At 68.2% G+C, this 25,068-nt stretch carries 15 protein-coding genes and 3 pseudogenes; 10 read left to right on the top strand and 8 right to left on the bottom strand.

Going from position 1 to position 25,068, the window contains the following annotated elements:
- Nucleotides 1-45 precede the first annotated feature (45 nt).
- On the top strand, nucleotides 46-456 hold the full coding sequence (locus OHU89_RS02095) for a VOC family protein (RefSeq protein WP_405639234.1): 411 nt from the start codon (nucleotides 46-48) through the stop codon (nucleotides 454-456).
- 154 nt (nucleotides 457-610) lie between these two features.
- On the opposite strand, the gene OHU89_RS02090 is transcribed toward OHU89_RS02095, so the two are convergent.
- The 3 genes from OHU89_RS02090 to OHU89_RS02080 form a co-directional block, all read right to left on the bottom strand.
- On the bottom strand, nucleotides 611-1,717 hold the full coding sequence (locus OHU89_RS02090; protein WP_405639232.1) for a ricin-type beta-trefoil lectin domain protein: 1,107 nt from the start codon (nucleotides 1,715-1,717) through the stop codon (nucleotides 611-613).
- A 236-nt stretch (nucleotides 1,718-1,953) separates the two neighbouring features.
- Nucleotides 1,954-3,168, bottom strand: coding sequence for a GDSL-type esterase/lipase family protein (locus tag OHU89_RS02085; protein ID WP_405639231.1), 1,215 nt, complete (start codon nucleotides 3,166-3,168; stop codon nucleotides 1,954-1,956).
- A 614-nt stretch (nucleotides 3,169-3,782) separates the two neighbouring features.
- Nucleotides 3,783-6,014 carry an alpha-L-fucosidase gene (locus OHU89_RS02080; protein WP_405639229.1) on the bottom strand — a complete coding sequence of 744 codons (2,232 nt, stop codon included), beginning with the start codon at nucleotides 6,012-6,014 and terminating at the stop codon, nucleotides 3,783-3,785.
- A gap of 737 nt (nucleotides 6,015-6,751) precedes the next feature.
- Here OHU89_RS02080 and OHU89_RS02075 point away from each other — a divergent pair.
- Entirely contained in the window at nucleotides 6,752-7,474 is a 723-nt protein-coding gene (locus OHU89_RS02075; RefSeq protein ID WP_405639227.1) for a FadR/GntR family transcriptional regulator, read from the top strand.
- Between the two features lie 37 nt (nucleotides 7,475-7,511).
- On the opposite strand, the pseudogene OHU89_RS02070 reads toward OHU89_RS02075, so the two are convergent.
- Nucleotides 7,512-7,731: pseudogene (locus OHU89_RS02070) on the bottom strand (transposase family protein); the annotation flags it as partial.
- Nucleotides 7,732-7,959: 228 nt separating this feature from the next.
- On the opposite strand from OHU89_RS02070, the gene OHU89_RS02065 reads away from it, so the two are divergent.
- Entirely contained in the window at nucleotides 7,960-9,390 is a 1,431-nt protein-coding gene (locus OHU89_RS02065) for a non-reducing end alpha-L-arabinofuranosidase family hydrolase (protein WP_405639225.1), read from the top strand.
- Nucleotides 9,391-9,781: 391 nt separating this feature from the next.
- On the opposite strand, the gene OHU89_RS02060 is transcribed toward OHU89_RS02065, so the two are convergent.
- On the bottom strand, nucleotides 9,782-11,083 hold the full coding sequence (locus OHU89_RS02060) for an RICIN domain-containing protein (protein ID WP_405654264.1): 1,302 nt from the start codon (nucleotides 11,081-11,083) through the stop codon (nucleotides 9,782-9,784).
- A 100-nt stretch (nucleotides 11,084-11,183) separates the two neighbouring features.
- The gene (locus OHU89_RS02055) at nucleotides 11,184-12,614 is read right to left on the bottom strand and encodes an endo-1,4-beta-xylanase (protein ID WP_405639223.1); all 1,431 of its coding nucleotides are present in this window, start codon (nucleotides 12,612-12,614) and stop codon (nucleotides 11,184-11,186) included.
- 847 nt (nucleotides 12,615-13,461) lie between these two features.
- Here OHU89_RS02055 and OHU89_RS02050 point away from each other — a divergent pair.
- The gene (locus OHU89_RS02050; RefSeq protein ID WP_405639221.1) at nucleotides 13,462-14,928 is read left to right on the top strand and encodes a non-reducing end alpha-L-arabinofuranosidase family hydrolase; all 1,467 of its coding nucleotides are present in this window, start codon (nucleotides 13,462-13,464) and stop codon (nucleotides 14,926-14,928) included.
- Nucleotides 14,929-14,999: 71 nt separating this feature from the next.
- Here OHU89_RS02050 and OHU89_RS02045 read toward each other — a convergent pair whose 3' ends face one another.
- Both OHU89_RS02045 and OHU89_RS02040 read right to left on the bottom strand, forming a co-directional pair.
- A complete protein-coding gene (locus tag OHU89_RS02045) occupies nucleotides 15,000-15,146 on the bottom strand; it encodes a hypothetical protein (RefSeq protein WP_405639219.1) in 147 nt (48 codons plus the stop codon).
- A 61-nt stretch (nucleotides 15,147-15,207) separates the two neighbouring features.
- Nucleotides 15,208-16,161 carry a LysR family transcriptional regulator gene (locus OHU89_RS02040; protein ID WP_405639217.1) on the bottom strand — a complete coding sequence of 318 codons (954 nt, stop codon included), beginning with the start codon at nucleotides 16,159-16,161 and terminating at the stop codon, nucleotides 15,208-15,210.
- A 171-nt stretch (nucleotides 16,162-16,332) separates the two neighbouring features.
- Between OHU89_RS02040 and OHU89_RS02035 the strand changes: the two genes are divergently transcribed.
- From OHU89_RS02035 to OHU89_RS02010, 6 genes and pseudogenes are all read left to right on the top strand, one after another.
- A complete protein-coding gene (locus tag OHU89_RS02035) occupies nucleotides 16,333-17,451 on the top strand; it encodes a PrpF domain-containing protein (RefSeq protein ID WP_405639215.1) in 1,119 nt (372 codons plus the stop codon).
- Between the two features lie 107 nt (nucleotides 17,452-17,558).
- Nucleotides 17,559-18,812 carry an SLC13 family permease gene (locus OHU89_RS02030; protein ID WP_405639213.1) on the top strand — a complete coding sequence of 418 codons (1,254 nt, stop codon included), beginning with the start codon at nucleotides 17,559-17,561 and terminating at the stop codon, nucleotides 18,810-18,812.
- Nucleotides 18,703-19,401, top strand: a pseudogene (locus tag OHU89_RS02025) (tetratricopeptide repeat protein); the annotation flags it as partial. The gene OHU89_RS02030 and the pseudogene OHU89_RS02025, both read left to right, overlap by 110 nt.
- Nucleotides 19,385-20,415 (top strand): annotated as a pseudogene (locus OHU89_RS02020) (MFS transporter); the annotation flags it as partial. The pseudogenes OHU89_RS02025 and OHU89_RS02020, both read left to right, overlap by 17 nt.
- A 545-nt stretch (nucleotides 20,416-20,960) precedes the next feature.
- Nucleotides 20,961-22,199, top strand: coding sequence for a glycoside hydrolase family 30 beta sandwich domain-containing protein (locus OHU89_RS02015; RefSeq protein WP_405639211.1), 1,239 nt, complete (start codon nucleotides 20,961-20,963; stop codon nucleotides 22,197-22,199).
- A gap of 478 nt (nucleotides 22,200-22,677) precedes the next feature.
- Nucleotides 22,678-23,856 carry a glutamate--cysteine ligase gene (locus OHU89_RS02010; protein WP_405654262.1) on the top strand — a complete coding sequence of 393 codons (1,179 nt, stop codon included), beginning with the start codon at nucleotides 22,678-22,680 and terminating at the stop codon, nucleotides 23,854-23,856.
- Nucleotides 23,857-25,068 lie beyond the last annotated feature (1,212 nt).

Here is a 25,068-nt window from a genome sequence, read left to right as displayed (position 1 = left end):
CTGCCTCACAGCCCGGCTCATTTGATCTTGTGGCAAGATCACGGGATGCTACGACTAACCGACTTCATCATCGATTGCCCGGACACGATGAAGCTGGCAGCCTTCTACTCCGAGGTGATGGGGCTCCCGGTCAAGGAGGACAGTAACGAGAACTGGGCCGGTATCCAGTTCGGCGAGATCGAACTGGCCTTCATCCAGGTGGAGGACTACCGCGCCCCGCAGTGGCCCGACGGCGAGCACCCCAAGCAGTTCCACATCGACTTCGAAGTCGACGACATCGAGGCCGAACAGCGCCGCGTCCTGGCCTTCGGCGCGACCCTGCAGCGGGACTGCACCGACCCCGACGGCTACGGCTTCCGTGTCTACACCGACCCCATCGGCCACCCCTTCTGCCTCTGCCGGAACAAGGGTGTCATCTGGACCGATCAGGGCCCCATCTGGCCCAAGCGCGGCTAGGGCGTGTGCCGGAGTGAGCTGAGCGGCGGCGTGACCTGATCGGGAAGGAGTGAGGTCTCCGGCAAGGGTTCTTCGACCAAGAAGAACCAGACACCGGAGACCTCATGGCCACTCTGGCGGTGACGCGGCGATGCTCGGGTCCCGGGAGCGCGGGTCAACCGGCAGTCAGAGTGGTCCACTTCTGGTTGGAGCCGCCGTGGCAGTCCCACAGCTGGAGCTGTATGCCGTCGGTCGTGGAGAAGCTCGGAATGTCGAGGCAGCGGCCGGAGGCGGGGTTGCGGTAGCCGCCGTTGTAGGGCTGCCAGACTTGCTGGGCGCCGCCGTGGCAGGCCCAGATCTGCACCTTGGTCCCGTTGGCGGTACCCCCGCCGGCGGCGTCGAGGCACTTGCCCATAGAGCGCAGGGTGCCGTCGGTGTAGGCGGACCAGACCTGGTTGGCGCCGCCGCCGCAGCTCCAGATCTGAACGGCGGTCCCGTCGGTGGTGCCGGCGCCGTTGACGTCCAGGCACTTGCCGCCCAGGTCGGACTGCACACGTGCGGGGGCGGGGGCGGGGTTCCTCAGCCATCCGGCGTTGTCCGCGGACTGGATGCCGCGGTGGAAGGCGTCGGCCATCTTCTGGTAGCCCGAGTCGTTGGGATGCAGCGTGTCGGCCAGGTCGGCCGTGGTCAGGCTGCTCATGTCCACGTATGCGACGCGCTTGCCCGCGGCCTGTGCCTCACTCACGATTTGGGGGATGGCCTGGTTGTACGCGGCACGGTACTGCTCTTCCGAGCCGCTGGTGGACACGACCAGGGAGGCCACGAGGACGGTCGCGTCGGGAGCGGCGGCGGCGATCTGGTTGACCAGCGACTTCAGCCGGGCGGTGGCGGTGGAAACCTGGTAGCTCTCGTTGAGGTCGTTGGTGCCGATCATCAGCGTCACGACGTTGGGCCGGTAGCGGGTCAGCGAGGCGTCGGCGAGCGCGGCGATCTGATGGATCTTGTATCCGGAGTGACCTTCATTGTCGGGGTCGGACATCGAACCGGCCCGCCCCGTGCCCACGAAGTCCAGCGGATGGCCGTCTGCCGCAAGCCTGTTCCACAACGGAGCCCGGTAGCCGTTGCCCGTACTGCTTCCCACACCCCACGTTATCGAGTCGCCCAACGGCATCACCCGCAAAGGCGTGGTCGAGGCGGCGGATGCAGGGGTCACACCAGCCGCCGTCATCCCGAGCACGGCAGCGACGAGTGCGATCAGGGGGAGAAGCCAAGGTCTTCTCATGCAGGAGTCCTCTTCTGCGAGTGATTGCTCGATCAACAGGGCTGAACGCCGTTCCGCAGCAGTGCGGCCGTAGCGCCTTCCCGTCGGCGTCGGCGGCCGACTGACGTGCTGACAGAACGGCGTGGGTGAAGAATGCGGCAAGGTCAAGGCTGACAACCTTCGAGGGCGAGCCGCACCACATCAAGAGTCGGATGTCACGTAGCCGGATCCGTGGCGCTCGTGGGCGGGCGGGGTCTTCACCAGCGTGTCGGCAGACCGCCGATGAACGAGGTGAGCCGGTCGGCGATGAGCCGGTCGTCGCGAGCCGAGTAATGCCAGTCGCAGCCGAGGAAGTCCAGGCCCGAGTCGTCGAGCAACCAGTGGCGGACGCGGCTGTCGCCGGCGTCGTTGCGCGCCTTGACCACCTGCTGGACATGGGCGGAGTACTGGCCGGCACCCACCGCCACGATGGTCGTGTCGGCCCCGTAGCGCGTGCGCAGCTTCTGGATGAAGTCGCCGTAGGCGCTGCGGTAGCCGGCCGCGAGGCTCTCCGGGGTCCACGGCTCACCGGGGTTGACGGCGGTCGAGAAGTCGTTGGTGCCGAGGTTGATCACCACGACCTGGGGGCGCCAGGCGCCCGGGTTCTGCCAGACGTCGCCCGACACGTTGAGCAGGGCACGGTCGTAGAAGGTCCGGTACGTGACGTCCGACCTGCCTCCGTTGTAGTTGCGCACCATGCCGAGGCCCGAGTAGCCGTTGATCTGGTAGTCGGCGTTCAGCTGTCGGGCGGTGAGGGCGCCGTAACTCACGTCGGAGTTGGTGTTCCGCTTGAGCTGGTCCGAGGTGCAGGTGCGCGAGGTCGAGAGGTTGCCGTAGCCCACCGTGAGGGAGTCACCGATGAACTCGATCTGGCGGTTGCGGGCGGCCGGTTTGCTCAGTACGGCACCGCCGGGCGCGGCGACGAAGCCTCCGAAGGCGCTGGTGTCCCAGGGGGTGTCGTTGCGTTTGACGAGTCGGACGGTGTGTGTGCTGTTCGACAGGCCGTTGATCCAGTGCGTGGTGTTGCCGGGTGTGACGAGTGTGGCGACGGTGGTTCCGTCGATCTGGACGTCGTAGTCGGCGGCCGAGTCGTTGAGCACGATGCCCACGCCGGTGCCGCTGACGCGGCCCTCGAAGTACACGCCGGGCCAGCTGAACTGCACGGTGTTTCCGGCGTCCTTGACCCGCCCCGCGGTGTGCGCCTGTGCCAGCACTCCTGTCGCGCGGACCAGTTGCCACTGTTGGTTGGCTCCGCCCCGGTCGGTGAACTGCACGACCTTGGCGCCGTCCGCGGTGGAGGCGTTCTGGACCTCGACGGCCTTGCCGCTGCCCCGGTTGACCAGCACGTATGACGCACTCGTATCCACGGTTGCCGCCTGCGCCGTCCCCGCGGCGCCCAGTCCCGTGACCAGCGCCGCCAGTAAGGCAGTCACCGCGGCCAGGACTCCCGCACGCCTCCCGCGTCCCCACCACGGCGCACTAGTTGTCGTATGCATGTCACCTCTCGTTGCTCGGGATCCGTTCGCTGGGTGTGGAGTGTCTACCCGGCACGCGCCCCGAGGCAGGGCTCAGTCGCGTTGAGATTCCGAACCGTTGGTCGACGTTGCTGTTGCAGGTCCTCTGCGCGAGGGTGCGTTGTCAGCGGCCGCGGTCGGTCCGCGTCCGTGCCGAGGCCCTCGGATGCCCACGAGGGAGCCGCTGTCCGGTACGCCCGAGGCGGCGACGAGGCGCATCCGGGGCACGCGTTGGCGCCCTTCCGCACCCGATACGGTCCCGGGTCCAGCCCGACACCACCACGCACAGAAGCCCTGCCACCGACTGGGCGACGTCCAGGGCGCGCGGCGCGTGCGGCCACGTCCAGCGGCCTGCGGCAGCCGCCCTGGCACCGAGTGCGGTTCCTCCATTTCCGTCGACGGCGCCGGCATCCATGGAGAACGGCTGCTCTTCTGCGGTATTGCGCTGAAGCCGAACATCGTGCAACCGGCGCGGGTCCGGTGCGCACGGCACGGATGTGCGCCGCCACGCCAGCGGCAGTGGGCTCGGTCGGTCACAGTGCGGTGAAGGTCCACAGCAGGTTGGTGCTGGTGTCGTAGGTCCACTGCTTGGTGACGGAGCCGGAGCCGACGTTGCCGCCTCCGTCGAGGACCAGTCCGGTGGTGCGGTTGGCGATGGAGTACCGGCCGCTGCCGCGGTGGGTGATCGTCCACTGCTGGTTGCTGCCACCGTTCCAGGCGGCCTGCCGGGCGGCCGAGCCGTCGGCGGTGGCTCCCCAGCCGTCGGCGACCATGCCGTTGGTGCGGTTGACCAGCCTGTAGTAGCCGCCGCCGACCGCCACTGCCTGCCACTGCAGGTTGGTGCTGGCGCCCGAGGTCCATTGCTTGAGGTTGGAGCCGGAGGCCACGTCGCCACCGCTGTCCAGGGCGAGTCCGTTGGTGACGTTGGTGATCCGGAAGTACGTCGCCGGGTTGAACTGGACCTTCAGCGAGGTGATCCGGTCGTTGTTGCCGGTGACACGAAGGTCGGGGTTGTCGGCGGTGAAGGTCCAGGCGGTGCCGGTGTAGTTGTCCCCGGAGTAGCCGATCACCTGGTAGCCGGGAGCCGGCCGGAGGGAGGAGAGGGTGCGCGGGCCTGGCCCGGCTGCGGTCAGGTCGGCCGCGGTGTAGTCGCCGAGGGGGAGGACGGCGGCGCTGCCGGTGTAGTTGACGTCCGTGAAGGCGGTGGCGCCGGTGGACGGCCGCAGGGCCGGGATCGTGCCGGAGAAGGTCAGCTTCAGGGCGAAGGCGCCCGCGCTGTACGGCGCCGAGGACGGCAGGGTGACGGTGAGGCCGGAGGCGCTCTGCGTCGGCGTGGGCAGATCGATGTAGGTGCCCGCGGTGGTGCCGAGGAGCTTCGCCGACGTCAGCGAGGAGAGATCGATCCGGTCCGAGGCCAGGGTCTTGATCGTCAGCGAGCTGCCGGGCCAGCCCAGGACGGTCGCGTACAGGACGTCGTCGGCCTTGGTGCGCGTGAAGCGGATGTCCTGCGGTGTGCCGGCGGTCGGACTGGTGAAGGAGCCGCCGCCCATCTTCGTCGGGCCCTCGCCGTACGCCGTCCAGGCCCGGGTCGCGTACACCGACTCGCCGAAGCGCCGGAGGTGGTCGCCGATACCGAGCAGGATGTCCTTCTGGGCCTGGGGGATGGTGCCGTCGGCCATCGGCGCGATGTTGAGCAGCACGTTCCCGTTCTTGCTGACCCGGTCGAGGAACGAGTGCAGCATCTGCTGGACGCTGTAGTAGCCGATGCCCTGCGTGTAGCACCAACTGCTGCTGGAGATGCTGTCGTCGGTCAGCCAGTACGGGGTGGTGAGGTCGGCCGGGCCGCCGCGTTCGTAGTCGAAGACCGCGCCCTTGGCGTGCATGCCGTCCTTGTAGGTGGCGACGACTTCACGGCCCCAGCTGTCGGCCTGGTTGTAGTAGTACGCCAGGAAGTTCAGGAGCTGTTGCTCGTCGACGGCGTCCAGGTTGAAGTCCTGCCACAGGATGTCGGGCTGCGCGTGGTCGATGACCTCCTTGAGCTTGTCGTACCAGAGCTGGTTCTCCGCGGTCGAACCCAGCTGCCCGTAGAGCTTCTTGAGACTGGCGTCCGTCTGGGCGGGGGCGTGTTCGTAGAAGCCGGTGAAGTTGTACGCGTTGTGCATGGCCACCAGCAGCTTGAGACCCTTGGCGCGGATGGCCGTGGAGAACAGCCGCAGCAGGTCGAGACCCGGGCCCTTGTTCACCGAGTTCCACTCGTTGGCCTGGCTGTCCCACATGGAGAAGCCGTCATGGTGTTCGGCGACCGGGCCGGCGAACCTGGCGCCGGCGTCGACGAACAGCTGAACCCACTCCTCGGGGTCGAACTTCCCGCCGGCCGACTTCAGCTTCGGCGCGAACTTCACGGTGTTGCCCGCGAGGTCCTTCGCCCCGTCGATGAAGTAGTGGTACGGCCATGCCGACGGCTGGCCGTAGGTCGCGATGTGGTGCCGGTTCGCGTTGCTGCCGGCCTGGTACATGTTGCGCGGGTACCACTCGTTGTCGTAGGCGGGAACGCTGAAGGCGCCCCAGTGGAAGTAGATCCCGAACTTGGCGTCCTGGAACCACTCCGGAGCCGGCGGGTGCTGGTCGACCGAGTCCCAGTCCGGCGTGTACGCGCGGGGAGCCGCCTGGGCGGCACCGGCACCGACCACGCCTCCGGAGACGGCCGCCGTGGCCACGCAGGTTGCGGAGGCCAGGAGCTGGCGTCTGTTGATCGAGCTCGGCATGGACACATCCCTGGTACGGAAGGGGGGCAGGGGGAATGCAGGGCCACGGATGAAGGTGGGCCATGCCGCCATGGGATGTCAACTAGCGTGCAGGGATGAAAGTGCCCATGGTGTCGGGATAGTTGTCGGAGTTGTCTCTATGTGGAGTGCATTGCGACCACGCAAACATGGCATGTTTTTGCGGCGGGTTGGCTTGTCGAGGACTTGATTCTTCAGGGCGGCGCCGACAGTTCGTCGATCCGCTGGGCGTCGGCGACCCCAACTGCCGTGCCAGCCTCTGGGTCGGTCGGACGATGCCGAGCGTGCCTGCGAGGTCGATCTGTGGCCCGGTCGGCTGGTCGGCGTCGTGGTGCATGACCTCTGTCCGAGGCGGAAGTGCGGGAGGCGACCCTGAGAGAGGCGCCCTCGGCCGGGATCAACGAACGTGGTGGCGGTGGGGGAGCTCAACTCGGGACTGCTCTCCCGCGACCGGTCCGCCGACCGAAGGCATGAAGTACGGCTGCCGGGATGCCCGGTCGGCTCTGGGCGCCCCTGCTCGGGCCATCGCCGTGATCGCCTTCCGGCACACGCATCGCCTTATCATCGACGTACTCTCGGCATTGGGCCTCCGGACCAGGTCGGACGAAACGTGGAACTGCATGATCAGTACATCCCGGACGGTCACTGGGACGATCGCCGCGCTCAGGGGTTGATCAGGTCGAACGTGCTCACGGGGCACGGTGGGGGAGGGATGAGCGGTGTCTCTGACGGACAAGGCCATTGAGGAGATCCGTGAGCTGATCCAGACCGGTGCCCTGCCTCCGGGGTCGAAGCTCCCACCGGAGCCGGACCTGGCCGCTCAGCTGGGACTGTCCCGCAACCTCGCCCGCGAAGCGGTCAAGGCGCTGGCCGTCGCTCGGGTCCTGGAGGTCCGGCGGGGCGACGGCACGTATGTGACCAGCCTCCAGCCGAGCCTGCTGCTGGAGGGGCTCGGCGGCGCGGTGGAACTGCTCCAGGGCGACTCGGTCGCGCTGCAGGACCTCATGGAGGTACGGCGGCTCCTCGAACCAATGGCCACGGCACTTGCCGCCCTCCGAATTTCCGACGCCCAACTGGCCGAAGTGAAGCGGCACTTGGACGCCATGCGGGAGGCCCGCGACGACGTCGAACAGCTCAACGCCCACGACGCCGCCTTCCACCGCGCCGTCGTATCGGCCACGGGCAACGAGACCCTCCTCACCCTCCTGGAAGGGATCTCCGGCCGCACCCTGCGCGCCCGCATCTGGCGCGGTCTGGTCGACGACAAGGCCGCGGGCCGCACTCTCGCCGAGCACGAGGCGATCTTCCATGCCCTGTCCGCCCGTGACTCCGCCCTCAGCCAGGCCGCCGCGCTGCTGCACGTGAGCAACACCGAGCAGTGGCTGAGGGAACACCTGCGCTCCGGCGAGCTCCTTCCTTTCGGTTCGACAGCGCGGACGTGACGCTGCCCGCTGCGGTGTCCTGCAACGCTTGGGACAACCGGTTGACGGCCTGTTGTCCGGCGGACGGGCTGTTCCATCGGCCGCGGTAGGGGGCGGACTGTGCCGCCTGCGCCCTGGTAGCACTTGTCCGCCCAGCAGGTGATGCCGGCCTGGGCGAGAGCGTTGATGATGCCGTGCTCGCGTGCGGCCCGGACGTCGTGGACAGCGCCGGCCAGGGCTGGTGAAGCCCAGAGGGGACGGCCCTTCGGGTCGGCTATTCACGCCAAAGGCCCGTACAACAAAGGAACTTGAGGCCGCCTGGTCCTGCGACTGTCCCGTCTCGCGAATTATGCGCGAGGTATTGACGCTGATCATCGGAACCCTATGATCCTGATCGACACGTCGACCCTTGTTCGTGATGACGAACACCTAGGGCCGCACCCGACATCCGGACAGCCCTGGACGGGGCAAACCGGAGCCGCTTGCTCGAGGATGACGAGGTCCATATGCGCAGACGTAGTTTCAGCCGCAGACATCCGTCGGCGGTGCTCGCCGCCGCGGTTGCGGCCCTGGCCGCGTTGGCGGCGCTGCTCGTCGCCGTCCCGGCTCAGGCGGCCACCACCAGCGACGTGCGCGGTGTTGCCTCGGGCCGGTGTCTCGATGTGGCGGGCTTCAGCCAGACCGACGGCGCGAACGTGCACATCTGGGACTGCCACGGCGGAACCAACCAGCAGTGGACGTCGACGGACAGCAACCAACTGACCGTGTACGGCAACAAATGCCTGGATGTCCCGGGCGGCGCAACGTCCGGGACCCCGGTGCGGATCTACACCTGCAACGGCGGTGCGAACCAGCAGTGGCGGGTGAACTCCGACAGCACGATCGTCGGCGTGCAGTCCGGGCTGTGCCTGGACGTCTCGGGCGGCGGTACGGCCAACGGCACCGCCGTACAGCTCTGGTCGTGCCACGGCGGCACCAACCAGAAGTGGACCGGCCTGTCCGGGACCGGCAGTACGTGTGCTCTTCCGTCGACGTACCGGTGGACCTCGACGGGTCCGCTGGCGCAGCCGGCGAACGGGCAGGTCGCGCTGAAGGACTTCACCACCGTGACGTACAACGGCAAGCACCTGGTCTACGGGACCACCTCCAACGGATCGTCGTGGGGCTCGATGGGGTTCAGTCCCTTCACGAACTGGTCGGACATGGCGACGGCCACCCAGACCGGGATGAACCAGCTCACGGTGGCGCCCAAACTGTTCTATCTCTCAACCAAGAACATCTGGGTGCTGGCCTCAAATGGGTGGGGTACCAACTGGCCCTTCGCCTACCGCACGTCCAGCGACCCCACCAACCCCAACGGCTGGTCCGCCCCGCAGCCGCTGTTCACCGGCAGCCTCCCCGAAGGCTCGGGAGGCACCCCGATCGACCCGACCATGATCGCCGACGACCAGAACATGTACCTGTTCTTCGCCGATGACAACGGCAAGATCTACAGGTCGACCATGCCGCTCGGGAACTTCCCGGCCAGCTTCGGCTCGTCGTACACGACGGTCATGAGCGACACGGTGAAAAACCTGTTCGAGGCGCCGGAGGTCTACAAGGTCCAGGGCCAGAACCAGTACCTCATGATCGTTGAGGCTCGGGGTGCCAATGAGGATCGCTTCTTCCGCTCGTTCACGGCCTCCAGCCTGAACGGTTCGTGGACCCCCCAGGCCGCCACCGAAAGCAACCCCTTCGCGGGCAAGGCCAACAGCGGTGCCACCTGGACCAACGGCATCAGCCACGGTGACCTGGTCCGCAACAACCCCGACCAGACCATGACCATCGACCCCTGCAACCTGCAGTTCCTCTACCAGGGCTACGCCACCAACACGCCGCCGAACACCGGCTACCTGCAACTGCCGTACCGGCCGGGCCTCCTCACTCTGCAGCGCTGACCCGCCCGACCCGCGGTGATCGCGATGTGGTGCGGTCCGCGAGTGGGCGACCGGGACCACTGCCGGCTCGGTGAACCGGCTGCCGCGAACGGCTACCTTGTCGGGTAGCGGCGCGGGAGGCGGGCCGAACATGAATATGCGTGCCCCGACAGTCAGGCAGCTGCGAGGACCGGCGGCGTGACCTGGTAGCACCGGCGGTGACGGATCACTGCCGATCCGCGGCACCTCCCTGGTGTGTGGTGATGTCGGTGAGATGACATCGGCGTGGGTCACGGCACAGGCCGTGACCCACGCGCGGGTTGTGCAACGCGCCTCCTTCTCGGGCGGTCCGGTCGGGGGACAGCCGAGTGCGGTTGGACGCCGTACTTGAGCGGCGTCAGGCGCGGGCGTGTCACTGGAACTGTGCGAAGAACCTCCAGATCTCTGCCTTGGTCCAGGTGGTGACGCCGCTTTCGCCGGAGGAGCCGTCGACCGGACCGGGTATGTGGCCGCCGTCGAACGCGGCCCATTGGACCGGGTATCCGGCACGGCAGCCCGAGTAAGTGGTGGTGATGTGCGTTCGGCTGCCCGGCGCGGGCTCGCGCGGGCTTTGGGCGGCGCAGCCGTTGTTGGCGACGAACTTGTCGCGCAGGGACCGTCCTTGCCCGATGTTGAGGACGTTGTCGCTGATGCCGTGGATTCCGAAGTAGGCGATGGGCTGGGTGCCGCCGCTGCACCCGCTGATCTGAGCGCCGGACATGACCGCGACGGCCCTGAAGGCGTTCGCCCGGCTGCATGCGAGCGCGTAGCTCATACCGCCGCCCCAGCTGAAGCCCGTGGCGAAACGCTGTGCCGGGTTGACACAGAGGCCGCCCTCGATGCGCCGGATCATGTCGTCGACGAAGGTGATGTCCTCACCGCCCGAATTGGCCCAGCCGTTGCCGAGGCCCTGGGGGGCGACGAGGATTGCGCTGTTGTTCGACTGTTCCTGTTGGCCGTAGTAGGACCAGGCGTTCCCGCTCGTGCCGCCCGAGGCGACTTCGCCGGCGGTTCCGCCCCGCCAGTGGAACGCGAAGATCAGCCGATAGGGGCGGCTGTTCTCGTAGTTGGCGGGAACTCGGAGGATGAAGCTGCGGCTCTTGCCGCCGCTCTGGATCGTGTGCGTACCGCTCGCCAGCGTCGGGGCGCTGCCGCATCCACCGGCTCCACCGGACGACAGCTTGATCATCTGCCATTGCTGGTTGGCGCCGCTCCAGTCGGAGTACTGGACGACGTTGCCGCCATCGGCGGTGGAGGCGCCCTGCACCTCCACCGCCTTGCTGCTGGTGCGGTTGATGAGTCGGACGTGGCCCGCGTCGGAGTCGGCCAGGCGGAACTGCTGGTTGGCCCCGTTGTGGTCGGCCCACTGCTGGATCGCGGCACCGTCTGCGGTCGAAGCGCCGGCCACGTCGAGAACCTTGCCCGAATGCCGGGCCTTGAGGCGGTAGAAGCCGTCGCCCGAGTCCACGAACTGCCACTGCTGGTTGGCTGCGTCGTTGCGCGTCCACTGGCTGACCCGCGCGCCGTCGGCGGTGGACGTGCCAGAGACGTCCAGCGCCTTGCCGCTGTTGCGATTGACTAAGACGTACCAGGCGTTGGTGTCCACCGTCGCCGCCTCGGCGGGCGCCGGATGCACCGCTGTGAGCATGCCGATCGCGAGGGTCGCCGCCACCACGGCGGCGATCCGGGACCACCAGCGGTGTCTGGGTGGAGGGGCGGGGGAGGCCGCACCATGGGTCTTCATCGACTCGCCCTTTCGTTTGTGGCAGGTCCCATCAGGTGCGGGTCCAGCGTTGGTTGCTGCCGTTCGAGCAGGAGTAGAGCTGGATCAGGGTGCCGTTGGCGGTGCCGCTTGCGACGGCGTCGAGGCACAGGCCGGACTGGACGCCGACGATGGATCCGTCGGAGTTGAGGCGCCATTTCTGGTTGTCGGCGCCCCAGCAGCTGTAGATCTGGACTTTGGTGCCGTTGCCGGTGCCGCCGGCGTCCAGGCACTTGTTGCCGTAGACCCTGAGCTCACCGGCGGCGGTGTACGTCCACTGCTGGTTGGTGCCGTTGTTGCAGTCCCACAGGTTGAGCTGGGTCCCGTCGGTGGTGCTGCTGCTGGGCACGTCCAGGCAGCGGCCCGACCCGACGCCCTTGATCTGTCCGGAATCCGAAGGGGGCGTGGTGGAGCCGCCGTTGAGTGCGCTGAGGACGGCGGTGTAGGCGGGCTTCTTGCTGCCGTCGCCGTTGAACAGCAGCGGCGTGTCCTGCGCTCGCCAGGAGTCGGTGTCGCGCACACCCCAGACGGTGATGCCGAGACAGCGCGGGACGGCCAGGCAGTCGTTGGTCACGTTGGCGTAGGTCGTGGCCGAGGCGCCCTGGATGTCGAGTTCGGTGATGGCCACGTCGACGCCGAGGGCGGCGAAGTTCTGCAGGGTGGTGCGGAAGTTGCTGTTGTAGGGGCTGCCGCTGTTGAAGTGCGACTGGAAGCCGACGCAGTCGATCGGCACGCCGCGCTGCTTGAAGTCCCGGACCATGGCGTACATGGCCTGGGTTTTGGCCCAGGTCCAGTTCTCGACGTTGTAGTCGTTGTAGCAGAGCTTGGCGGCCGGGTCGGCGGCGCGCGCGGTGCGGAAGGCGACCTCGATCCAGTCGTTGCCGGTGCGCTGGAGGTTGGAGTCGCGCCGGGCTCCCGAACTGCCGTCGGCGAACGCCTCGTTCACGACGTCCCACTGGGCGATCTTGCCCTTGTAGTGGCCCATCACGCCGTTGATGTGGCCGATCATCGCCTGGCGCAGGGTGCTGCCGCTGAGGCTCTGCATCCAGCCGGGCTGCTGGGAGTGCCAGGCCAGGGTGTGCCCGCGTACCTGCTTGCCGTTCTGCACCGCCCAGTTGTAGACGCGGTCACCGGCGGTGAAGTTGAACTGGCCGCGCTGCGGTTCGGTGGCGTCGATCTTCATTTCGTTCTCGGCCGTCACCGAGTTGAACTCACGTCCAGCGATGGTCGTGTACGCCGAGTCGCCCAGTCTGCCCGAGGCGATGGCGGTGCCGAAGTAGCGGCCGCTCTGCGCGGCTGCGGCGCCCAGCGTGCTCTCGGCGGCGTGTGCGGACGGTGGCGCGACCAGTGCGGCGACCGTGCCGAGGATGCCGGCGATCAGTGCCAGCAGCAGGCCGCGGATCTTCAGGCGGAGATCGGGTCTGGGAAGGGCGTACAAGCCCATGGCTGTTCCTCCAAGGCAGTAATTGCGGAATGGCTGAAGCTCGGGGAAGGTGTCGGCCGCTCCGGCTCGGCAGAGCGACGGGGCGGGCCGGAACCCGGGCTACACGGAATTACCGGGCGCGGCGGTCATGGGACGGCGCCCGGTCCGCCGTCGGGTGAGGCAGGGCGGGGGTGGCGCTGTTTCACAGGCACGGGCTCCGCCGCGGTTCAGCCGGGGACCGTCGCGTACCTCTCCCATGGCACGCAGAGCCTGGATGTGTTGGTGCGAACCTCACCGAGACGGAACAGGGTGGTGCGGTGGTCTGATGCGCGGTATCTGCGGTGTGCGGGGTTCTTCCGTGAAGCCACAGGTGTGCTCGGGGCCGACGCGGTTCGACATCTCGAACCACGTCCGGTCACCCAGTGAAGGGATGATTGAGGGATTGACGGTGAATCGTCAATACTCGACACGGAGAAAGTTTCCGTTTGGTTACCGCAACTTTCGGTGCCGGTCACCCCGCTCGGCCAAGGCTCCGGCATCGCTGTCGGCATAGGGGCACGGGTCCGGACCTGGGCGGTTGTGCGGACCCCGCTGACCCGACTTCGCTCCTCCGTACAGGCCTTCGGGGCGGCGAGCCGTACCGCGAACTTCCAGAGTGGCTCTTTGGTGCGACAGCTTGCCCTGCCGGCAGGGGAGGAGCTGTTTGTAGTCAGATCGGCGACAAGCCTTGACCGGAGGGCTCCGCATTCCTAGCTTGTGCCGTCAAGGTTCGGGAATCTCTTCGAAAGTTTCGAGCCTGTCTTGCCCTCGATACGGCCGCTCCCGGTTCATCGACGTCACCTCACCCCGCCCCTCAGGAGGCCTTCTGATGCGGTTTCGCCACCCGTCCCCGGTCCCTCTCAGACGCCTACTCGCCGTTCTCGCGCCTTTGCTGCTTTTGGCCACCTTCCTCGGCGCCCAGCCCGCCAGCGCGGCGACCGTAGACCCCAACGCCTCATATGTGCTGGTCAACCGCAACAGTGGCAAAGCCCTGGATGTCTACAACATGGCGACCAACGACGGCGCCCGCATCACCCAGTGGTCCAGGAACGATCAGGCCCAGCAGCAGTGGCAGTTCGTCGATTCCGGGGGCGGCTACTACCGCATCAAATCCCGCCACTCGGGCAAGGTGCTGGACCTCTACAACTGGTCCACCGCGAACGGCGGCTCGATCGTCCAGTGGACCGACCTGAACGCCACCAACCAGCAGTGGCGGCTGGCCGACAGCTCGGACGGCTACGTGAGGCTCATCTCGCGCCACAGCAACAAGGCCCTCGAAGTGCAGGGCGCCTCCACCGCCGACAACGCGAACATCGTCCAGTACGACGACTGGAGCGGCACCAACCAGCAGTGGCAGCTCGTCAAGGTCGGCGCCGACACCCCCGGCACGTGCGATCTTCCGTCGACATACCGCTGGACATCAACGGGGGCGCTGGCCCAGCCCAAGTCTGGGTGGGTCTCGCTCAAGGACTTCACCGTCGTTCCCTACAACGGCAGGCAACTCGTCTATGCGACCACGCACGACACGGGGACGAGTTGGGGTTCGATGAACTTCGGCCTGTTCACCAATTGGTCGGAGATGGCCTCGGCCAGCCAGAACACGATGTCATCCTCCACCGTCGCGCCCACGCTGTTCTACTTCGCGCCGAAGAACATCTGGGTGCTCGCCTACCAGTGGGGAGGGACCGCCTTCTCCTACCGGACGTCGAGCGACCCCACCAACCCGAATGGCTGGTCATCCCAGCAGACGCTCTTCACCGGAAGCATCACCGGCTCCGGAACCGGACCCATCGACCAGACGCTCATCGCTGACGGCACGAACATGTACCTGTTCTTCGCCGGTGACAACGGCAAGATCTACCGGGCCAGCATGCCGATAGGGAACTTCCCGGGCAACTTCGGCTCGTCGTACACGACGATCATGAGCGATACGACGAACAACCTGTTCGAAGCCCCGCAGGTCTACAAGCTCCAGGGCCAGAACCGCTACCTCATGATCGTCGAGGCAATCGGCTCGCAGGGCCGCTACTTCCGCTCGTTCACGGCCACCAGTCTGAACGGCTCATGGACACCCCAGGCCGCGACCGAGAGCAATCCCTTCGCCGGCAAGGCCAACAGCGGCGCCACCTGGACCAACGACATCAGCCATGGCGAACTGATCCGCACCAGTGCCGACCAGACCATGACCGTCGATCCCTGCAATCTGCAGTTGCTCTACCAGGGACGTAGCCCCAGCTCAGGCGGCGACTACGGTCTCCTGCCCTACCGCCCGGGTCTGCTGACGCTGCAGCGCTGACGGCATGACACAGATCCGGCTTCAGCAGGGAGCCGGCAGGGCGGGCTCGCCGGAAGGCGAGCCCGCCCGCGTCAGGCGACCGGCGACCGAGCGGGCATCCCGGCAGGGCGAGGACCGGCGAGTCCCTCCACCGGACACCAGCGGATGCGCCCGTCGACCAGGTCGAGTTCGAGCTCGGCGTCCCGCATGCCGTTCGCGGCCGACGCGGGGCGCAGCACGTCGTCGTCTGTCTCAACTTGTGTGCACCGTTGCTTGAGGGCGCGGCCCGTGGCCGCGCCGTCAGCCCCGTCGGACCGCTCCCAGTTGAGCGCGATGCAGGTCCGGGGCGGTGAATCGCTGTGCCACCGTGCGCAGGACGCGGGCCATCGCCTGGACGGGTGGGGTGGCGGGGCGTGCCGCGGCGCGGGCGAGGAGGATGCGGCGGGTGGGGGCCGGGACGTCGGAGGCGAACGGCAGGAGGCGTACGTCGCTGCGTCGGCTGGTGAGGGCCAGGCGCGGTGCGAGCGCGATACCGAGACCCGCGGCGACCATGGCCTGCGCTTCCTGGTAGTCGTGCGAGGAGTAGGCGATGCGCGGCTCGAATCCCGCCTGGCGACAGCTTCGGCGCAGGACGTCGGCGACGGGGTGGTTGTCGGCGCGGATGATCCACTCCTGGTCGGCGAGGTCGCCGAGGCGCACCGAGGGATGTGTGCGCAGGGGTGAGTCGGCGGGGACGACCAGCACCGTCGGGTCGTCCAGCAGGTGGGTGAGGGCGAGCGCCGGATCGTCGAGGCGGTTCCATTCGTAGTCCCAGAGCAGCCCTTGGTCCACCTCGCCGGTGTGCAGCATCTCCCTGAGTTCCGCGAGGACTCCGGCGCGTACCTCGATGCGGATGCCGGTGTGGCGACGCCGGAAACGCGTGAGCGCCAGCGGCAGGAGGGACGCGCTCGCCGTGGGGAAGGAACCGAGGCGCAAGGTGCCCTGGTCGAGGGCGGTGAAGGAGTCCAGGTCGGCCTGGGCGGCACGGAGTTCCCGGCGGATGGCATGACCGCGTTCGGCCAGCGCGGCTCCTGCCGGGGTGGGGCGGATACCGCGTGGCAGTCGCTCGATGAGGGGCTGGCCTGCCTCCTGCTCCAACAGGGACATCTGCTGGGAGGCAGCGGAGGTGGTCATCCCGAGGGCCTCCGCCGCGGCGGTGAGTGAACCGCGTTCGGTGGCCTCGGTGAGCAGGAGGAGGCGGCGGACGTTGAGCATGGCGACGACTTTAGCTGAGCTAAACCCAGGTGAAGCGAACTGCGATTGTTCCGAAGTCACGCCTCTGGGAAGGTCTCCGCAGTCGCCGAGCGGTGCACCGGCTCGCAATGCGCCGGTATCCGCCGCCTCGGCCCTTTCCCTCCCTCCGTTGATCCAGGAAGAGCCTCAGACGTGCACATTCCCGCGACCCTGGTGCGTGGCGGCACAAGCAAGTGCTGGCTGTTCAACCAGGTCGATGTCCCTGCCGACCGTGGCGACCTCGAAAGGCTGCTCGTCGCCGCGTACGGCGCCACCGACCCCGTGGAGTTGGACGGGGTGGGCGGCGCGACCCCCACCACCTCGAAAGCGGCCGTGGTCAGCGCCTCACCCGAGCCTGGCATCGACGTCGACTACCTGTTCGCTCAAGTCGGCATCGGGACGGGCTCGGTGGAGTGGACGAGCAACTGCGGCAACTGCGCCACCGGCGTTGCCCTGTACGCGGTGGCCAAAGGCCTGGTACCGGTCACCGGCGACGGTACGCGCGTGGTGATGCGCAACATCAATACCGGCGCGGTCCTCGAAGGGATCGTCGACACCTCCGGTGGCGTGGTGCGCCACTTCGGCCGCCAGACGGTACCCGGCACCCGTGCCGGCGGGGTCGCGGTCGGCCTCACCTTCCGCGACCCCGCCGCTACCACCACTCTTCTGCTTCCCACCGGCCGGCCCGCCCAGGACCTGCGGGTCGGCGCCGCCGAGCCGGTACGCGTGAGCATGGTGACCGCAGGAGCTCCGGTCGTCCTCGTCGACGCCGCCAGCGCCGGGCGCACCGGCGCCGAGTCACTGGAGCGGATGAGCGCGGACGTCCCTTGGCTGCGCACCGTTCGCCATACCGCCGCACCTCTGATGGGGCTGCTCCAGCCGGGCGAGGAACCTGGCGACGCGGTACCGAAGGTGGGCCTGGTCGGCCCGCCGGTGCCGTACACCACCACCCTCGGTGAACGGATCGGTGCCCAGGACTACGACGTGTCGGTACGCATGCTCACCATGAACGCCCCGCACCCCGCGATCGGCCTGACCTCTGCCGTCGCCGTCGCGGCGGCCGGACTGGTGGAGGGCTCCGTGGTCTCCCGGACCACGGGCGGCCCGACCGACGAATGGCTGCGCCTCGGCACGCCCGCCGGCGTCGTCGGGGTCCGCTGCACCGAGGTAAAGGAGGGCCTGCCGTACCGGGTCACCGTGCAGCGTGCCGCTCGTCTGCTCGCCGACGCCCGCATCTACGTACCGCAAGCAGGCACCCCGCAAGCTGCCTGAACCACGAGGCACCACACCTCGGTCACGCCGGCTCCCCGCCGCCCGGACCGGGACACCCTCGCGCCCTCGCGGCGCGCCACCCCGTCCCCACCGCACCAAGGACAAAGATGTCTGCTGAAGTGATCTCCATAGGCGCCCTGTTGGTGATGTTCGTGGTCGGCACCATGCTGCCGATCAACCTGGGCATCCTCGCCTTCGTCGCCACCTTCGCGGTCGGGACCGCCTCACTCGGCCTCACCGAGGACGAGATCTTCGAGGGGTTCCCGGCGAAGCTCTTCGTCACCATCGTCGGGGTCACGTACCTGTTCTCCGTCGCCCGCCGCAACGGCACCATCGACTGGCTCGTCGCCGCCGGGGTGAGGCTGGTACGCGGCAAGGTCGCGCTGATCCCCTGGGTGCTGTTCCTGGTGGCCGCCCTGCTGACGGCGTTCGGTACCTTCACCCCGGCTGCGGTCGCGATCCTCGCGCCGATCGGCATGAACTTCGCCTACCGCTACAAGCTCAACCCGCTGGTCGTCGGCATGATGGTGATCAGCGGCGGGCACGCGGGCGCGTTCTCCCCGCTGGCCGTCTCCGGTGCCCTGGTGCTCGGCCTCGTCGACCAGGCCGATCTGCACGTCTCCGCCGTGGCGCTGTTCAGCGCCAGCTTCCTGATCAACCTGGTGCTCTCGATCCTCACCTACGCCCTCCTCGCCAAGCGTCCGGCCCCTCTGGCCGAGGGCGTGACGGAGGCAGCCGACGACGAGGACCTCGCCGTCTCCGGCAGGCCCGACTGGCGGCAATGGCTCACCCTCGCCTGTCTGGTGGCCCTCGTGGTCGGAGCGCTCGGCTTCCACTTGGAGATCGGTTTCCTCGCGCTGGCTGCCGGCGCGCTGCTGGCCCTGGTGGACATGAAGCGGCAGGAGAAGGCCGTGGACGGCGTCAGCTGGTCCACCCTGCTTCTGGTCGCGGGCATGATGACGTACATCGCGATGCTGGAGAAGGCCGGCATCATCGAGGAGATCTCCGCACACGCCGCGGGTCTTGGCGCCCCGGCCGTCGTCGCCCTGCTGCTGTGCTTCACCGTCGCCATCACCTCCGCCTTCGCCTCCTCCACCGCGATTCTCACAGCGATCATCCCCATCGCCGTACCGCTGCTGCTCTCCAGCCACCTCAGCGCCGCCGGACTCATCGCCGCGCTCGCCGTCTCCACGACGATCGTCGACACCTCTCCCTTCTCGACCAACGGAGCACTCGTCCTCAGCAACGCCCGTGGGGTGGACACCCGCCGCTTCTACCGCCAGGTCATCGGCTACACCGGCGGAATCGTCGCCCTCGGCCCGGTCGTCGCCTGGGGCGCCCTGGTTCTGCCCTGGTCATAACGCAAAAATCGACTACGGACAGCGGGGGACGCCGAGTTGGCTCGGGCGGCACGAGGAAGCTCTCGCCCTGGACGAGAAGACGCTGGAGAGGCGCCGTCGGGTGTTGGGTGAGGACCACGACGACACCCAGAAGGTAGTTGGACGGCTGGAGTCGCTGCGGGAGAAGCAGGAGAACGCCGGGGCAGAGGGGGGTGAGTCGTCGGGATCTCCTGCTGGGTGGCCAGCGCATCCCCAATGCGTCGAGGGCATCACGGCGTTCCGGGCGAGCGCCAACCGCTCATACGCTGCCACGATGCACCCCATGGATGTCGAGAACCTCAGCGGGCTTCAAGTGGACCGCGCGGATCCATCGGACTGGGCCGCGTTAGCCAAGATCGATTCCGTCGTGGCAGCAGGCGACCACGCACGACGGGACAGCATCCGGCGCTGGTGCGAACAGAGTGTGGTCCTGATGGCCCGAGACGCATCCGGGCCTCTGGGTTACAGCGTGCTGGAGTACACCTTCTTCGAGCAGGGCTTCGTCACCATGCTGATGGTCGCCCCCAGCGCCCGCCGACGAGGCGTGGGAGCACATCTCCTCCTCCGCCGGACCGCTCACCGGCGGCGCCATCCTCGCACTTGCCGACGGCTCCGACGGCTGGCGGTGGATCTTCTTTGTCAACGTGCCGATCGGGGTCCTCGCCGTCCTGCTCGGTCTGCGCCTGTTGCCACGCGTCGAGCGCTCCGGCCGCGGCTCGGTGGACGTTGCCGGTATCGCGCCGCTCGGCCTGGGCGTGCTGGCGGTCATGTACCCGCTGGTGCCGGCGGACGCCGGCGGCATCGGACGACTGTGGTGGCTCTTCCCGGTGGGCGCGGTGCTGCTCGCGCTCTTCACCCGGCGTCAGTTCCGCCTGGTCGCTCGTGACGCCCAGCCCTTGCTGGATCCGCGCCTGTTCACCACGGTGCGGGGCTACGCGGTCGGTGCGGCGTCGGCACGCTGTACTTCATCGGCTTCAGCGGGGTGTGGCTCGTTTTCGCGCTCTTCTACCAGGGTGGGCTCGACTTCACTGCGTTGGAGTCCGGGCTGGCGGTCACCCCCTTCGCCCTCGGCTCCGCCGCTGCCGCGGTGGTGGCGGGCCGGCTCGTGGACCGTTTCGGTCGCCTGCTTACGGTGTGCGGGCTGAGCGCCGTCGTCGTCGGTATGGGTGGCGCATCGCTGCTGCTGTGGCTAGTGGCGGACGATGTGGCGCCCTGGGTGGCCGCACCGGCTCTGTTCGTCGCGGGCATCGGCGGGGGCTTCGTGGTCTCCCCGAACATCACCATGACCCTGCGGGACGTGCCCGTCCGCATGGCAGGGGCTGCGGGCGGTGCCCTGCAGACCGGCCAGCGTCTCGGGGCGGCTGTGGGTACCGCGGTTCTGCCCGGCATCTATTACCTCGTCCTGGGCGGCACCGATCACTACCGCACGGCACTGGTCACCGCGCTCGGCGTGGCCCTCGTCGGCATGGCCGCCTCGCTGGCGCTGGCCACCGCTGACTGGCTGCGTGACCATGGCGGCGACGCTTCGCACCGCCGTTGCCCGGACGAGGTTGCCAACAGTCCTGTCCACTCCCGGCAGGGGTGAGCCGGTGGTCCCTGTGTCCCGATCGCGGCACGGCATCTGGGAGTTCAGACGGGTGCCCGTCGCAATTCAGGGCATCCGAGTGGCGGGCGGCACCTCGTCCAGGCGCGTTCGGACCGCGACAGTGCTGGTCACGCAATCTTGTTCGGTGCGGGCGACGGCAGCGTGTAGCCATCGTTCGCTGTCGGGCCGGTCGCCTGGTCCGGAGTCGAAGCGTCGAAGGGCTTGACCTCGGTGACGGGCATCGTTAACTTTCGTCAGGTCCGCCACTTGGACATCGTTCAGAATGTCGAACGGCATGGGCGCCCCGGTGAGCCGCTGAGCGGTGTCGGGGCGACGTTCCAGTACAACCTTCCGTCGAAAACGGCACGTGTGCAGTCATCCATGCGAGTGGGAGCGCTCCCACTTAGTCCGTACCTGCGGGCCGGCGAAGGCCTCGAAGGTCCGGAGCAGAACCTGCGGCCAACGGAGGAGCCATGGCACAGAGTCGGAAAGAGTCCCTGAGCGGGGACCGGAGATCGCCGAGCCGGAGGACCGTCCTGGCAACGATGGGAGCCCTGCCCGTCCTCCCCGCCACGGCGTCGGTCGCCCGAGCCTCCGAAGCCGGGGCCGCGGCGGTCGCTGCCACGGCGGTCATCGATGCGTCGGCGACCCGGCAGACGATCCGTGGCTTCGGCGGCATGACCCACTCGGCCTGGATCGGCGACCTCACGGCGGCTCAGCGGGACATGGCATTCGGGACCGGCGACGGGCAGCTGGGGTTCTCTGTGCTGAGGATCCCCGTGCCCGAGGACCGGGCGGCGTGGAACCGCGATCTGGCGACGGCGCAGCGTGCGGTCGAACGAGGGGCCGCCGTCATCGCCTCACCTTGGAATCCGCCCGCGTCCATGGTCGAGACCTTCGTCCGCGGCAGCCAGACCGACGCGCGACGTCTCAGGTACGACATGTACGGCGCCTACGCCCAGCACCTGAACGACTTCAACACCTACCTCCGGAACAACGGAGTGAATCTGTACGGCATATCGGTGCAGAACGAGCCCGATTACGCGCATGACTGGACGTGGTGGACCCCCGCCGAAATGGTCCGGTTCCTGCGCGAGAACGCCGGCTCCATCGGCACCAGGGTCATCGCGCCGGAGTCCTTCCAGTACCTGAAGAACATGTCGGACCCGATCCTCAACGACCCGGCTGCGCTCGCCAACGTGGACGTCATAGGGGCACACCTCTACGGCACGCCGTTCGCGAACTTCCCCTATCCCCTCTTCAAGCAGAAGGGTGCGGGCAAGGAACTCTGGATGACCGAGGTCTACTACCCCAACAGCTCGGATTCGGCGGACCTCTGGCCCCAGGCGCTCGACGTCGGGGAGCATATCCACCGGGCCCTGGTGGACGCCGAGTTCCAGGCCTACATCTGGTGGTACATCCGGCGCAGTTACGGCCCCATGCGCGAGGACGGCAAGATCAGCAAGCGCGGCGCCGCCATGGCGCACTTCGCCAGGTTCGTCCGACCCGGGTATGTGCGGATCGGAGCGACGGCGAATCCGGCGACGAACGTCTACGTCTCCGCGTACCGTGGCGGCGGCTCCACGGTCGTCGTCGCCATCAACAAGGGATCCGCTGCGGTGAGCCAGCAGTTCACCCTGGCCGGCGCCTCCGGTTCCAGTGTCGCTTCGTGGCTGACCGACGCGAGCAGAAACGTCGCGTCCCAGGGTACGAGCGGCATGTCGAACGGCTCCTTCACTGTCCTGCTGCCTGCTCGAAGCGCGATGACGTTCGTGATCCGCTGAACCAGACTCTTCGGGCAACAGCTGCCGGGGCGGCGGCCGCCGGGGAGGGGGGTGCCCTGCCCAGGCGTTGCAGGCAGTGCGTGCGCTGCAACGTTCGGCCCTTGGTAGGTCGTCACCTCCGGGAGCCTCCACCTCGTCGTCCGTTGTGCTTCCGCGGCGGCCTCGGTCATAGACCTACAGCGCGCAGGGACCGGCAGCACAGCGAAGAGCAGGAGGCCGGCTAGTCCGTTCCGAGGGGCGCGGACGCGGAATTGCCGGGGTTCACTCCCCTTCGCGGGCAGAAGGCGGCCGGCCGGCGACCCACGAGGACGACTCCCCGCTCATCTGTGAAGCAGCTATTTCAGATGGGCGCTTAGTTATCGCCGCTCTGGGCACTTGGGGATCGTCATCACAGCCGCCGCGTCCGCCCCTCGAGGGCACGTTTGCAGAGACGTGCGGAGGTTCGGGTCAGACCGCTAGGAGTGACGTGAACGTACACATGGGAGTGGAGGAGGAGTTCCATCTATTGGAGGTGGAGAGCGGGCTGCTCGTACCGCGCGCCGAGCATGTACTGCGACGGCTTCCGAGACGAAGCTTCACCGCGGAGCTGCACCGGTGCACCGTGGAGTCGAACAGTGGGGTGCACGCCTCGCTGGAGAGCCTGTACACCGACCTCTCTCACACCAGACGCAGGCTTGACGCGGCCGCCTCCTCGCTGGGACTGGCCGTGGTGGCCGCGGGCACGGCGCCGCTGGCGCCCGCCGCCTCTGGGCCTCCCACCGCCGACGCGCGCTATCGCCGTATGGCCGAGGAGTACCGCAAGGTGGCCGACGAGCAGGTCATCTGCAGCGCACAGGTCCACGTGGACGTACCCGACCGCAACACGGCGGTGGGCGTCATGTGCGCGATCTCCCCGTGGCTGCCGGTGCTGTTGGCGCTGTCCGCGAGTTCGCCCTTCTGGCAGGGGGTCGACACCGGCTACGCCAGCTGGCGCACGCTGGTGTGGCAGCGCTGGCCGAGCGCGGGTCCGGTGGGTTGCTACGCCGACGCGGCCGAGTACGACGCCGCCGTCGACGAGCTCGTCCAGGCCGGGATCATCAGCGATCCGGGGATGATCTACTTCGACGTACGGCCCTCCGCCCATCTGCCCACGCTGGAACTGCGCATCTGTGACGCGTGTCCGCGCGTGGAGACCGTAGTCCTCGTCGCCGGGCTGTTCCGTGCCCTGGTGACTGACGCCTGCGACCATCTGGGGGCCGGTCCGGCGGCCTGCAACGGCCACCACGAGTGGTTGCGCGGCGCATCCTGGCGAGCCGCGCGATCCGGGCTGGAGGGGACGTTGGTGGACCCCGAGACCCGTCGGGAGGCATCTGCCGCACGAGTCGTGCGCAAGCTTGTCACCCGTCTGCGTCCCGCGCTCGAAGCCCACGGCGACTGGCAGACCGTCGACGCGCTGACCAGGTGGGCCCTGGCGGAAGGCAGCGCCGCTCGGCGCATCCGTCACGTGGCCCAGGAAGAGGACCTGCTGGCCTGTGTCGATGTGCTGATCGCCGAGACCCGCGGCGAACGCAGGGACCGCCGGACATCCGCCCACAGCCGCAAAAAGACCATGCACCCCACCACGGGCCCGGCGGGCGCCTCCACCACCTCCGGGGCGCCGGAGTCCATCGCCCGTTGATCCGCGCCGCCACGCGCAGCCTTCCTCGACGTCACGGAAGGGGTTTCCCATGTCCAGCCATCCCGTCCGGGGCGCGGGCCGGGAGTCCCCTATCGGAGTGTGACCGACGAAGTACGCAAGGAAGGTGGCGCCGCATGTGCGGGCTGAGCGGTGAGATCCGCTTCGACGCCCGGCGACCCGACCTCGCGGCGTCGAGCTCAGCGGCGTCTTCAGCGGCCGTGTCTTTACCGGCGGCGGGCCATCGCGTGCGTCGAGCGCTTCTACGGCATGCTCGCCTTCGCCCTCGTCGAGTACCGCACTGGCCGCGTCGTACTGCAGCGAACTCGAACTCGAACTCGAACTCGAACTCGTCGAGACCTTTCCCGCGCGATCCGCCCTCTCCCGCACGCGGTCGTCACACGGATCGTCCCCGCCGGCGCGGGACGGCTGCTGCTGGCTCTGTCCGGCTCGTGGCGCCCCCCAAGGCGTGTGGTGGGCCCACGAGGGGTGTCCCTGCTGCGCACCCCGGGGTCTGCCCGCGATGAGGACACAGTCCCGCCCGGCCGCCTACTGATGCGTCCCGTCTCCCTGCGGCCGGTGGCGCGCGACGGCGCATGAGACGAACCAGCACACTGCGACTGCAGCGGTGTGCCGGTCGAGGAGTCGGCCGTCGGCGCCCCCGTATCGGCTCACCGCGTTCAGCACCGACCCGGTCGGCGCTGGAGCGGCCCCCTCGCGTACGTGGTTCACAACGCGCCCGCCAGTGGCGTGGCCCCGGCGTGCCGAAGCCGTCAACCATGGCAGCCGGATCCCGGGCCACCTGCCCGGCGTCGTCGAGGGAGATTCCGGTCCACCGGCAAACGCCCTGGGGAGGATGCGGCCAGTTTCGTCGAACAGTACGACCGACGGTCGGCCGGGCCGCGATGCCACGGCTTCGTCCCACATCGCGGTGACGCATTCCCCCAGACCACTGACCGCCTCAGGACCGGTGAGCAGCGAGAGGCACTTCTCCTTGCGGACGTGGTGCGCCTGCCCGTCCAGCGTGTGCACGGGGCGCGTGTCTCGGACTCTGGCACGCTGCTTGTGGACCTCCGGGGCTTTGAAGGTCCAGGGCTCCGAGCTCCGGCTCACGGATCAGAGCCCCAAGTCCCAGCGCAGTGTTCGTAACCCGAGCCCGCTCCAGGGTCCGGGCATCCCGGAGAGAGCCCCGGGGCCCACCCGGCCAAGAGCTCA

Origin of the sequence: Streptomyces sp. NBC_00019, assembly GCF_045041015.1 — a bacterium.
In the GTDB taxonomy this organism is placed as follows: domain Bacteria; phylum Actinomycetota; class Actinomycetes; order Streptomycetales; family Streptomycetaceae; genus Streptomyces.
This window is presented reverse-complemented; position numbering and strand designations above follow the sequence as displayed.